At 64.2% G+C, this 11,533-nt stretch carries 10 protein-coding genes; 7 read left to right on the forward strand and 3 right to left on the reverse strand.

The window, feature by feature from the left end; translation table 11 throughout:
- The 4 genes from VLR48_RS12440 to VLR48_RS12455 all read left to right on the forward strand — a co-directional run.
- Positions 1-601: nucleotide-binding protein (locus VLR48_RS12440; RefSeq protein WP_325292094.1), on the forward strand; the 601-nt coding region annotated here is incomplete at its 5' end.
- 257 nt (positions 602-858) lie between these two features.
- A complete protein-coding gene (locus VLR48_RS12445) occupies positions 859-1,899 on the forward strand; it encodes an ImmA/IrrE family metallo-endopeptidase (protein WP_325292095.1) in 1,041 nt (346 codons plus the stop codon).
- Positions 1,896-2,420: a DUF4411 family protein gene (locus tag VLR48_RS12450; RefSeq protein WP_325292096.1), complete on the forward strand. Its 525-nt coding sequence runs from the start codon at positions 1,896-1,898 to the stop codon at positions 2,418-2,420. The genes VLR48_RS12445 and VLR48_RS12450 overlap by 4 nt, the downstream gene beginning before the upstream one ends.
- A complete protein-coding gene (locus tag VLR48_RS12455) occupies positions 2,420-5,503 on the forward strand; it encodes a type I restriction endonuclease subunit R (protein WP_325292097.1) in 3,084 nt (1,027 codons plus the stop codon). The genes VLR48_RS12450 and VLR48_RS12455 overlap by 1 nt, the downstream gene beginning before the upstream one ends.
- A 634-nt stretch (positions 5,504-6,137) precedes the next feature.
- Here the strand turns inward: VLR48_RS12455 and VLR48_RS12460 are convergent.
- Positions 6,138-6,662, reverse strand: a complete 525-nt coding sequence (locus VLR48_RS12460) for a nucleoside deaminase (protein WP_325292098.1) — start codon at positions 6,660-6,662, stop codon at positions 6,138-6,140.
- Between the two features lie 171 nt (positions 6,663-6,833).
- Positions 6,834-7,220, reverse strand: a complete 387-nt coding sequence (locus VLR48_RS12465) for a hypothetical protein (protein WP_325292099.1) — start codon at positions 7,218-7,220, stop codon at positions 6,834-6,836.
- A 381-nt stretch (positions 7,221-7,601) separates the two neighbouring features.
- Here VLR48_RS12465 and VLR48_RS12470 point away from each other — a divergent pair, with 381 nt between their 5' ends.
- The 3 genes from VLR48_RS12470 to VLR48_RS12480 all read left to right on the forward strand — a co-directional run bounded on the left by VLR48_RS12470 (position 7,602) and on the right by VLR48_RS12480 (position 10,145).
- A complete protein-coding gene (locus VLR48_RS12470) occupies positions 7,602-8,246 on the forward strand; it encodes a DUF2076 domain-containing protein (protein WP_325292100.1) in 645 nt (214 codons plus the stop codon).
- Positions 8,218-8,457: a hypothetical protein gene (locus tag VLR48_RS12475; protein WP_325292101.1), complete on the forward strand. Its 240-nt coding sequence runs from the start codon at positions 8,218-8,220 to the stop codon at positions 8,455-8,457. The genes VLR48_RS12470 and VLR48_RS12475 overlap by 29 nt, the downstream gene beginning before the upstream one ends.
- A 692-nt stretch (positions 8,458-9,149) precedes the next feature.
- The gene (locus tag VLR48_RS12480; protein ID WP_325292102.1) at positions 9,150-10,145 is read left to right on the forward strand and encodes an endonuclease; all 996 of its coding nucleotides are present in this window, start codon (positions 9,150-9,152) and stop codon (positions 10,143-10,145) included.
- 66 nt (positions 10,146-10,211) lie between these two features.
- On the opposite strand, the gene ppk1 is transcribed toward VLR48_RS12480, so the two are convergent.
- The coding region (gene ppk1 / locus VLR48_RS12485) for a polyphosphate kinase 1 (RefSeq protein ID WP_325292103.1) at positions 10,212-11,533 on the reverse strand (1,322 nt) is incomplete at its 5' end.

Here is an 11,533-nt window from a genome sequence, read left to right on the forward strand (position 1 = left end):
CCTCAACTACTGGCCTCACAAAGGAACTATTCAGTGTCAGGGCAAGACTGAACCGAAAGCGGAGCTGGAAGCGGTTTTTGCGTCAGGCGGGGCAGCGTTGACTCCTCCAGCGGCCACCATGCCGAAGGACGATAGAACAAAGATCTTTGTTGTTCACGGTCACGACACCCAAGCGCTCGAGCAGCTTGAGCTTGTCCTGCGACGTCTCGGTCTGGATCCCTACATCCTCCAGAACAACGACGGGGAGTCGAAAACTCTCATCGAAGCCCTTGAGCAGCAAATCTACAAAGAAGCGGCCTTCGGCATTGTTCTGCTCACACCGGATGACTACGGCTACCCCAAAACCAAGACCGACGCGGACCGGCAGCCGCGTGCCCGTCAGAATGTGATCTTGGAACTCGGCATGGTCCTAGCGTCGCTTGGCCGGGAGCGGATGGTTCTCCTGAAGAAGGGAGCCCTGGAACTCCCGACAGATGTGAACGGCGTCATCTATCTGGAGTTCAACGAACACGTAAAGGAGGTGGCCGTCAAACTTGCCATGCGCATGAAGGGTGCGGGGATCGAAATTGACGACACCTTAATCCACTCGGCAGCTGCGTAGCCATGCCCGGCCGAACCGAAGGCAATTTCGGGGCAGCGGCGGAAACCGTACCGAACAACTTATGTGGCTGCAATGCCTTGGCTAGCCCGGCCGCCGCAGGTCCGGACTGAGTTGAATACGCTGATCAACGGGGTTCGGCGATGACCCGAGTTTCCATCAACCCCGATCTTCTGCGCTGGGCGCGCGAGCGCGCCGGTCTGCATGTTGAAGACCTCATCGGCCGCTTTCCGAAGCTCGCCGCCTGGGAGCGCGGGGAGTTGTCGCCGACCTTCAACCAACTGGAGGCCTTCGCCAAGGCCACCCACGTACCCTTCGGCTTCCTGTTCCTGCTGGACCCGCCGGACCTGCCGATGCCGATCCCGGACTTCCGCACGTTGAGCAATCGGCAACCGGGTGCGGTCAGTCCGGATCTGCTGGACACGATTTACACGATGCAGCGCCGCCAGGCATGGCTGCGCGAAGAGCGGCTGGATTGCGATGCGGAGCCGCTCGCCTTCGTCGGCAGCGCCCGCCTGTCGGACGACCCGGAGGCGATCGGGCGAGAGATGCGACGGCTGCTCGGTCTCGGTGACGGTTGGGCCGCACAGGTGCGGAGCTGGCAGGAGGCCGTGAGCGCCCTGCGTGGCGCCATCGAGGGGCAGGGAGTCATTGCGGTGATCAACGGCATTGTCGGCAACGATACACACCGCCGGCTGAACGTCGAGGAGTTCCGTGGCTTCGCGCTGACCGATGATCTGGCTCCGCTGATCTTCGTCAACGGAGCGGACGCCAAGTCCGCCCAGATGTTCACGCTCGCCCATGAGCTGGCTCACCTCTGGCTCGGTGTCGAAGGGGCCGGGTTGTCCGGGTTCCCCGGCATCTTCCCCGATGGCGGTCGCGTGGAGACCTTCTGCGACCGGGCCGCGGCGGAGTTTCTCGTGCCGGCGGCCGAGCTTCGGGCCCTGTGGCCGCAGGTGAAGCGCGATGCGTCGCCGTTCGAGGTGCTCGCGAGCGCATTCAAGGTCAGCCCCATTGTGATCGGGCGCCGGGCCATGGACCTGGGACTGACGGATCGTGCAGCGTTCTTCGACTTTTACGACGCTTACATCCAGCGAGAGAAAAAGCAGAAGGCTCAGGGCGTCGGTGGTGGCAGTTTCTACAACAACCAGAATGCGCGCGTTGGCCGGCTGTTCGCCATCCAGGTGATGCGCGCGGCCAAGGAGGGGCGGATCGGGTTCAAGGATGCCTACGACTTGACCGGTTTGCATGGCGGCACTTTCCAGGAATATGCGCGCCGTCTCGGTGTGGACCTGCCATGACGCCGGAACCGATCTACGTCATCGACTCCGATGTCTTCATCTCGGCCAAGAACGGCTACTACGCCTTCATGATCTGTCCGGGCTTCTGGGACAGTCTGATCCACCATCACGAGCAAGGCCGGTTGCACAGCTTGGACCGCGTTCAGCAGGAGCTGCTCGCCGGGCGCAAGGACGAGGACCTGGTGCAGTGGGTCAAGAACGACGTGCCTGATGGGTTCTTCCGGTCAAGCCAGGACGCGGATGTCATTCGAGCCTACCAGGACATCATGCTGTGGGTGCAGCGGAATCAGCAGTACGTGGACAACGCCAAGGCCAAGTTCGCGACGGAGGCGGACGGCTGGCTAGTGGCTTACGCGTGCGTGACGGGTGTGGACGTCGTGACCAACGAGCAGCCCCGGCCCGAGGCGCGCGGGCGCATCCTGCTGCCCGATGTGTGCAATCAATTCGGCGTGCGTTTCCATGACACCTTTGCCATGCTGAGGTCACTGCACGTGCGTTATGACTTTGCGAGGGAGAGCTGATGTCGGGACATGACGAGGCCGCGTTCGAGACCGCCATCGAGACCGGCCTGACGAGCGCGGGTGGTTACGAGAAGCGCAGTCCGAAGGACTACGATGAGTCGTTGGCCCTCTTCCCTGAGGATGTCACCGGCTTCCTGCGAGACAGCCAGCCGGCCAAATGGGTGGCCCTGGAGGCGCTGCTTGGGCCGAAGACCGCGACGACCGTGCTCGACAGTTTGTCGAAGGAGTTGGAGCTCAAGGGTACGCTTCATGTCCTGAGGCACGGGTTCAAGTGCTACGGCAAGACCTTCCGAATGGCCTTTTTTCGCCCGAACACCCGCATGAATCCCGATGCGGCGAAGAGCTACGCGAAGAACCGGTTGACCATCACCCGGCAGGTCGGCTTTACCTCGGTCATGAAGAAAGCGGATGGCCCTAATGGAAATAGGCACCGCCGCTGCATCATCGACGTGATCCTGGCTGTCAACGGCATCCCCGTTGTCACCGTCGAGTTGAAGAACCCGCTGACCGGACAGCGGGCCACCGACGCAGTGCGACAGTACGAGAGCGAGCGGGACGAGCGCGATCTGCTCTTCGCATTCAAGAAGCGCGCCTTGGTCCAGTTCGCCGTGGACCCGGACGAGGTTTGGATGACGACCCGACTGCAGGGCAAGGAGACCCATTTCTTACCCTTCAACCGGGGCAACAACCATGGGGCGGGCAACCCGCCGGTGGAGGGGAACTGGAAGACATACTACCTCTGGGACGAGGTGCTGCAAGCCGATAGCCTGTTGGAGATTCTGCAGCGCTTCATGCATCTGGAAGTGAAGGAGAAGCAGGTCACGACCGAGAAGGGCGTGCGAACCGTGCGGAAGGAGACCATGATCTTTCCGCGCTATCATCAGCTCGACGCGGTGCGCAGGCTAATCGCGGACGCCAAAGCCGATGGCGCGGGCCGGAATTACCTGATCCAGCACTCGGCCGGCTCGGGCAAATCGAACTCCATTGCCTGGCTCGCGCACCGGCTGGCGAGCCTACACGACGCACAGGACGAGAAGGTGTTTCACTCGGTGATCGTCGTGACCGACCGGCGTGTGCTGGATCAGCAGTTGCAGGCGACGATCTATCAGTTCGAGCACAAGACCGGGGTGGTCGAGAAGATCGACGAGGACACCCAGCAGCTCGTCCGCGCCCTGTCCCAGGGCACGCCCATCGTTATCACGACCATTCAGAAATTCCCTTTCATTTCTCAGGCGCTTTCCACGCTGGAGAAGAAGGGCGGTGGCGTCATGATCGACACGGCGGGAAAACGCTTCGCCGTGATCGTCGACGAGGCGCACTCGTCCCAGAGCGGTGAGACCGCGACGGAGTTGAGGGGCATGCTCAACAAGCACGGGATCGAGGCGGCCATTGCCGCCCAGCTCTCCGGGGAAGAGGACGACGACCTGTCGGAAGAGACTAGGGCAGCCGTACTGCGTGATGCGCTGCAACGCGCCCGGCAGCCGAACTTAAGCTTCTTCGCCTTCACGGCGACACCGAAATTCAAGACCAAGGCCCTGTTCGATGAGCCAGGTCCTTCAGGCACGTCACCCTTCCACGAATACTCGATGCGGCAAGCCATCGAGGAGGGCTTTATCCTGGATGTGCTTCAGAACTACACCACCTACAAGCGCTTCTTCGGGCTGATCAAACAGATCGAGGATGATCCCGATGTGCCGCGCAAGAAGGCCGCGAAGGCCCTGACCCGTTACCTGGAGCTGCATCCGGTCAATATCGAGCAGGTCGTTTCCGTCATCGTCGAGCATTTCCGGCTCTATGTGATGCATGAGCTTGGCGGGCGCGCGAAGGCAATGGTGGTCACGGGGTCCCGCCTTGCCGCCGTGAAGTACAAGCTCGCCTTCGACCGCTACATCAAAGAGCAGGGCTACAGCGGCATTCGCTCGCTGGTGGCCTTCTCGGGCACGGTCGAGGACCCGGACGACCCCGGATCGTCCTATACCGAGGTGGCGATGAACGGCGGATTGGCCGAAAGCGAGCTGCCCGAGACCTTCGAGCGCGACGCTTATCGGGTCCTCCTGGTCGCTGAAAAGTATCAGACCGGCTTCGACCAGCCCTTGTTGCAGACGATGTACGTGGTGAAGCGGCTGGCCGGTGTTCAGGCGGTGCAGACCCTCTCGCGGCTCAACCGCATCGCGCCCGGCAAGTCCCGCACCTTCGTGCTCGATTTCGCCAACGAAGAGGACGACATCTACCAGGCGTTCAAGCCTTACTACGAGACGACGCCGGTCGGCGAGAATGCCGATCCGCATCGCCTGTCGGAACTGCAACATCGCTTGCTGGAATGGGCGATCTTCACGCCGGCGGATGTGACCGCCTTCGCCGAGGTTTGGTACCGTGGTAAGCGCGACCACTCGGCGAGCGATCATAAGGTCATGAATGCCGTGCTCGATGCCGTCGCGCAGCGCTTCCAGGGGCGGGGCGAAGAAGAACGTGAGGAGTTTCGCGGCCAGTTGACGGCCTACCGAAACCTCTATGCCTTCCTGTCGCAGATCATCCCCTATCAGGACAGCGATCTCGAGCGGCTTTACGCCTTCGTGCGGAACCTGCTGGCGAAGCTCCCGCCGCCGGGTCATGGCCAGGGCTTCGTGCTGGATGACGAGGTGGCCCTGCGATTCTTCCGGCTCCAGCAGATGACCGAGGGCTCGATCGACCTTGCGCAGGGCGAGACCTATCCGCTGAAGGGGCCGACCGATGTCGGCACGGGCGGCGTCAGGGATGAGGAAGTTGCGCTGTCGAGTTTGATCGACCGACTCAACGAGCGCTTCGGCACCGATTTCGCCGAGGCGGATCAGTTGTTCTTCGACCAGATAAGGGCCTCGGCGGAGCATGACGAGACAATTGCCGAGGCGGCCCGAGCCAACAACTTCACGAACTTCTCGGCCTATCTGGATCGTATGCTGGACGAGCTGTTCATCGCACGCATGGAGGGCAACGAGGAGATTTTCTCTCGGGTGATGACGGACACCGAGTTCCGCTCGGCGGCACATGAGCACCTGGCGCGCGAGATTTTTCGCCGTGTGCGAGGCGAAAACGAAGCGCGCTGAACGGCGCGTCTGGCTGCGCGCTCGACGCCACCCCAGCATTGATCAAGATCCTTCCTGCGCCTTGGGATGGCGGCAGTTTTCTGCATTACCGGCCCCGGCGGCCTTGGCGGCCGTCTGACCGGTTCGGGCGCCTTGGGTTGCGCCAAAATCTCGCGAAGTGCACTGCCTAGCCTGGAGCCGTGCTCTTTCGGTTTCAGGTCGGAGCTTTATTCGCGCGGATTACCGTTTTTGTCCTTGAGCGCCTTGGCGATGTTGCCCCGCTCGCTCGGCGCGAAGTCCTTTCGGATCTCGTCATCGACGTGCTCGGCGAGCAGCGGCGACGGCACATGGACGTTGCGGGCAAGTCGCCTCTGCGGGCACGCCAGGACCGACCCGGCGCCGGAGGTTAAGGTGGAGCCTTAAGACGCGTCGTTCAGTCGACGCGTATCCGGACTTTCAGTCCGTAACGCAAACCCACCGGCTTTAGCAGGTGGTTGTTTAGTCGCAGACCGTTGCGCGAAGGCCCATCGGCCATGTCCACGGAGGTTCAGACGCCGATGTCGAGCGGACCATCGTCGGTTTCCATCTCGGTCGCGGCGATGGTCGTGACGGCTCGTCCGCCCGGACGACCGGCGGTCCGTGTAGAACGACGACTTCAGTAGTGCACCCGCCTCGGATTGGCGGCATAGGCTTCGAGGATCGCGAGTGCCTCCGCTCGCAGCAGCGGAATCTCGGGGATCGCTCGTTGCCCCGGTGGCTTTGTTAGCTGCTCATGGATGAAGTGGTCATCGAAGCCGATTCCGGCCGCATCCTGGATGCTGAATCCGTAGAAAATGCGCTCGATCCGCGCCCAGTAGATCGCACCGAGGCACATGGGGCAGGGCTGGCCGCTGGTGTATAGATCGCACCCCTGCAGGCTGATGCTCCCGGTCTGTCGGCAGGCATCGCGGATCGCAACCATCTCGCCGTGCGCTGTTGGATCACGGGTGGCGATGACCCGATTCCAGCCCTCCCCGATGATTCGCCCGGCACTCACGATCACGGCACCGAAAGGTCCGCCGTCGCACGCTGCCGAGCCTCGACGGCCCAGCTCGATGGCGCGCCGCATGAAGCGCACTTGATCGGATGACCCCGCAGCGTCCCCGAGGCTTCCGCCCGAAAACCCTGGTTGCCCGCCCACATCACTCCCCATCGGCTTGCGGCTGCCCGAGCCGCTCGGTCGTGATTCTTTCGCACATCGCCATGAATGCCTCGTCTGATGGACTTTTTCGACGGCGCCCGGCGAATGGGCGGTCGCTCCTGGATTCGACCGGCGCCTCGTCGGGATTGCGGTCGGTGCGCCGAGCGCACCTCAAAGCGCGCCTCGCCCGGCTAAACCCAGGCGCGCCAACCCGACCCGCCAATCCTCGACGAACGTCTCGATCGACGCGATGAAGTCCGGATCGTGCTCGGTCCGGTTGATGGTGCAATGCACGAGCACGCCCTCCGACTCGGCCGTCACCGTCCAGGCCAGTGCGTTCGGGCAGCCGGGGAGTGTAAAGCGCACTCCGTCGCGGATCGGTTCGCGCCGCACCTCGAACTGCCCCCACAGGCAGTAGATCTCGCCCGCATCGAGATTTTCCCGCCAGTCCAGCACCCGATCGATCGTGTCGCAGCACTCGGCCAGGCGCGGTCCCGTGATCCAGTCGCGCAGTTGATCCGCGGTCGCGACGATTCGGGCGATGGCGAAAAATTCCATGGGTGAGGCTCCTGTCGAAAGGCACGTCATCATGGCGCCATGGCAACACGCGGACAAGGGCGCGGCGACCCGATCGCGCGGTGAGGGGCCGCCGAAACAGATTGGCTCGCCCCAAGACAGGAGGCCGGAGCGCGGTGCGCTGTCTTCTGGTCATCGTCTCTGAACCAGGCTCGCTAGGTTGGCCCGGTCGCGCTTCGCAACCTTGCGCGGGTTATCGGCCGTTGCCTGCATGCGCGCCAATTGACAGGCCGCCGCCCCGTGCGGCTCAATGCGTCGCTCACGGCAGCGTACTCGAGGAACCTTCGGAACCGATGGGGGCTCTATGCTGCGGCCTTTCCCCTTTTTTGACCTGAACCCTTTTGACCGGAAGGAGAGTTTCCAGTGGATCACGACGAGCAGAGTATGATCGGCAACCTTTTCGCCAAGCTGAAGCAGGCCGAGCAACAGGCCGGCCCCCGCGATCCGGCTGCGGAGCAGGAGATCGCCGCTGCCGTGAGCCGCCAGCCGGCCGCGCCCTACTACATGTCTCAGGTCATCCTGATTCAAGAGCAGACGGTGCAGGCGCAGAACCAACGGATTCAGGAGTTGGAGAAGCAGCTTGCCGAGCGTCCCGCGGCGGGCGGCGGATTCCTCGGCGGGCTCTTCGGGGGCGGAGCGGCTCCGGGCGCAAGCGCCGCGCGGCCAACGGCCGAGCGCACGCCGGCCATGACTCCGGGCAGCACGCCGGCGACGGCTGCGGGCGCAGCTCCGGGCATGGCGTTCGGCAAATCGTCCGCCCCCGCAGCTCCGAGCCGTGGGTGGTCGCAGCCGACACCGTCTGCAGGGCGCGGTTTCATGGCGTCGGCCCTGACGACCGCCGCGGGCGTCGCCGGCGGCATCATGGTGGCCAATGCCCTGACCGGCCTGTTCGGCGGCAACGAGGCCCAGGCGTCGGAAACACCTGCGGAGCCCGAGGAGGCGCCCCTCGAGTCCGAGGAAGCCTTCCCGGACGAGGGCGGTGATTTCGAATCCTTCGAGGAGTTCTGATCCGCGCCCGGCGCATCGCCACACCGAGTTGCAGGCGCTCGGCCTCTCGCCCGAGCGGATGCAGAAGGCCTGGCTCAGAAACGAGCGCGCCGCCTGCGGCGACGCGGATTGTTTGCGCGGTCTCTATTCCGAACGCATCCGCTACCTCGAATCGCTCGTGCGCTCCGGTATCGCGGAGCGCGAGTCGGTCCGGGTCGAGGCCGATCCGTAGCCCGTCGCGCCGACCGCCGATCCGCCCGCACCCGATACCGAGGTCGATCCGAATCCGGTACTGCTGTCTGCGGCCGAGCCGGCATCGTCCGACGCTTGGGAATCGAGCTCCCAGGCGACATTGGCGACGGACGAGCCCGTGGCCTTTCTCCCCGAGCTGCCGCAGCCGGAGTTACCCTCCGCATTCTCGGGGTACGACCAGGCTGTCGGCGGCATGTCCGTTTCCTCCGACGCTGCTCCAGGTCAGCCCGGCCATCAGGCGTCTTCTGGCTGGCTGGGCGCCGGCATCGTCAAAGGGGGTGCACCCGCGCTGATCCTGGCGATCGGTCTCGTCGCGTGGGTAAGGCGCGCCCGGATTCGTGGCGCCGTTGCCGTCTCCCGCCGTCGCCTGGCATCTCTGCTTAGGAGGTTGCGGACGGTGGCGGCGGGCCGGTTCGCCGCGCCGCGGCGACTCCGCGCCCCTGTCCGCGTTCCGCGGCTCGCTTACTCGAAGGTCCCGCAGGAGCCTCCGCGCCCTGCTGAACCCCGTTTTTCGGACGAGATCCTCGAGCGCCTGCTCGCGCTCCAAGCACACTCTGCTAAAGTGCCTGCCCGCCGTCCACTCGGGATCGTCCGCTCGTTATGCCTCGCCGCCCGTCTCGCAAAGCACCTTCGTCTCGAGCTGCAACCCGATTCGCCGGGCTTGCCCGTTGGATGCCGCTTCTACGCCGGAGCATGATCGCGCTGCGCGATCTCGGGATCGGGCTGGTCTTGATCTGCGTGGTTTCCTTCCTGCCGATGACCCTGACGCAGAGCTGGCCGGAGCCCGCGGGTCGTGCGGTCGAGATCGCGCGCGACATCCGCGTCTTGTTGTTCGACGTGGTGCGCGAGACGGCTGTCGGTGTAGGATCCCTGATCTCGTTCGGCGACGGGGGTGTCGCGGCGCCGGTTCGTGCAACCGCAGAACCTACCGCGGGGTGGTGGCCGTTCGATCGTCGGGGGTGCGGCGCTTCGGCTGGGTCCGAAGCGCCGCGGTCCGGGATTGCCGACAGCTTCGATGAGGCGCGTGCGGTCCTGCTCGACACCGTCTACGCCGATCGGCGGGTCACCTTCTTCTGCAGTTGTCGCTATGACCTTCGGGGTCGGATCGACCTCGCGGGCTGCGGTCTGGGCGCGCTGGTCGGCAGCCGCCGGGCGGAGCAGGTCGAGGCCGCGCATGTCGTCTCGGCGTCGCGACTCGCAGGCTCGCGCCGCTGTTGGCGCGAGCCTGCGGCCTTCGCCGCCTGCACGACCGGCGGGGCGGTTCCCCTCTCGGGGACGGCCTGCTGCGAACGGGTGGATCCCGCCTTCGCCGCTGCACACAATGATCTGCACAACCTCGTCCCCGCGGCCGGAGCCATTACGGCCGCGCGGTCGGATCACGCCTGGGGCGAGCTGCGCCCTGGGCAACAGCTGGGCGACTGTAAGATTCGTTTCGATCCCGTCCTGCGCCGGGTACAGCCGCCGGAGGGCGTGCGCGGGGACATCGCCCGGACGTTGTTCTACATGCGCGATACCTATGGCGTCCGCATCGGCCGGCTGGACGAGCGGCTTTATACGGCCTGGAACGACGCCGATCCGCCCGATGCCGCGGAGATCGAGCGCAATCGGCGGATCAGGCGCGTGCAGGGCAGGGGGAACCGCTATGTGGAGGATGACCGACGGTTTTGAGCCTCCTCGAAACGGCACCGGAGCGCAGGAGGGATGTGGGCACGTCCGTTGTGCCCGGACCTCGGCTTATTTGAGGTTCTTGTCCCGCAAACGCCACTGGAAATGGCTCAAGAGCTTGGATCGCACCTTCTTCTCCTTGTGCTTCGCCGCCGCGGCGAGTCGCTTCTCGGCGACACCGATCAGGGTCTCCTGAGCACCCTTGGCGTTTTCGTCTTCCGGTGTGCGTTGGGTGTAGTTGCCGTCCGAATCCATGTCCCAAGCGGAGCGGGTGTCGGCAAACTGCACGTCCAGGATCAGACGTAGCTCCTGGCGCAGCTCCGGGTTCTCGACCGGCGCGTGGACCTCGACACGGCTGTCGAGGTTACGGCCCATCATGTCGGCCGAGCCGATGTAGTACTCCTCCGCGCCGCCGTTTCTGAAATAGATGATGCGTGCGTGCTCGAGGAAGCGCCCGACGATGCTGACGACCCGACCGGTCTCGCTGATCCCGGCCAGTCCGGGTCGATAGCGGCAGGTGTCGCGAATGATGAGATCGACCTTCACGCCGGCGCGGCTGGCCTTGTAGAGCGCGCGCGTAATTTCGGCGTCTTCCAGCGCATTCATCTTCATCTGGATGAGTCCGCCGCCGTCACGCTTGTGATGCTCGATCTCGCGGTTGATCTTCTCGATGATCCCGCGCTTGAGCGTATAGGGCGCGGCGAGGATCTTGCGATAGCTCGGGGGCGGCGAATAGCCGGTGAGATAATTAAAAAGCTCGGTGAGATCCTGGCCGATATCCTCGTCGCAGCCGAGCATGCCCAGGTCCGTGTAGAGCTTGGCCGTGCCCGAATGATAGTTGCCGGTCCCGATGTGGTAATAGCGGCGCAGCTGCGAGTAGTCGCGCCGCACGACGAAGATGAGCTTGCTATGGGTCTTCAGCCCCATGACGCCGTAGTTGACGTGGATGCCCTCGGCCTCCAGACGCCGTGCCCAGACGATGTTGGCGGCCTCGTCGAACCGCGCCTTAAGCTCCACCAGCACCGCGACCTGTTTGCCATTGCGCGCGGCCTGCATGAGCGAGTCGAGGATCGGGCCGGCCGAGGTGCGATAGAGCGTCATCTTGATCGCGAGCACCTTGGGGTCTTCGGCGGCGGTGCGCAGAAAACGCTCCACCGAGGTGCTGAAGGCCTGATAGGGGTGCTGAAGCAGGAGCGGCCCGTTCTCGCGGATGATGTGGAAGATGTTGCGCCGGTCGTTGGCGAGCAACGGATGGTCGACCGCTCGATGGGTCTTGTCGTGAAGCTCGGGCTTCTCGATCCCGGCAATCTCGAAGAGGTCGCGCAGGGCCATCATGCCCTCGACCTCGAAGACGTCTTCGTCCTCGTTCAGACCCAGCTCGGCGGCGAGCA

The sequence above is a fragment of the Thiocapsa sp. genome, from assembly GCF_035467215.1.
Classification (GTDB): domain Bacteria; phylum Pseudomonadota; class Gammaproteobacteria; order Chromatiales; family Chromatiaceae; genus Thiocapsa.